Genomic DNA, 305 nt, shown 5'->3' with positions numbered 1-305 from the left:
AGGCTGGCAGCCATGGTGGGCAGGGTGATCAGCAGGCCAATGATGGAGAGGGCGGCGAGGGCTCTATGCAAAAGACGTGGCATGTTTCGGTTTGCTGACGGTGGTGAAATGTGTTGATGTGCAGGGCCTGTCTCTTATACACATCTGACGCTGCCGACGAACAGTAAGATGTGGGGGTGGGGGGGGGGGGGGGGGGGGGGGTGGGGGGGGGGGGGGGGGGGGGGGGGGGGGGGGGGGGGGGGGGGGGGGGGGGGGGGGGGGGGGGGGGGGGGGGGGGGGGGGGGGGGGGGGGGGGGGGGGGGGGG

The 305-nt window shown here is 74.1% G+C and carries 1 protein-coding gene; it reads right to left on the bottom strand.

Annotation, left to right across the window (positions count from 1 at the left end; genetic code table 11):
• Positions 1–28 precede the first annotated feature (28 nt).
• Positions 29–305 (bottom strand): hypothetical protein (locus tag JHD62_RS21865; RefSeq protein ID WP_199104636.1); only part of this gene is annotated, 277 nt, incomplete at its 5' end.

Origin of the sequence: Aquitalea sp. ASV11 (assembly GCF_016429185.1) — a bacterium.
GTDB classification, from domain to species: domain Bacteria; phylum Pseudomonadota; class Gammaproteobacteria; order Burkholderiales; family Chromobacteriaceae; genus Aquitalea; species Aquitalea pelogenes.
This window is presented reverse-complemented; position numbering and strand designations above follow the sequence as displayed.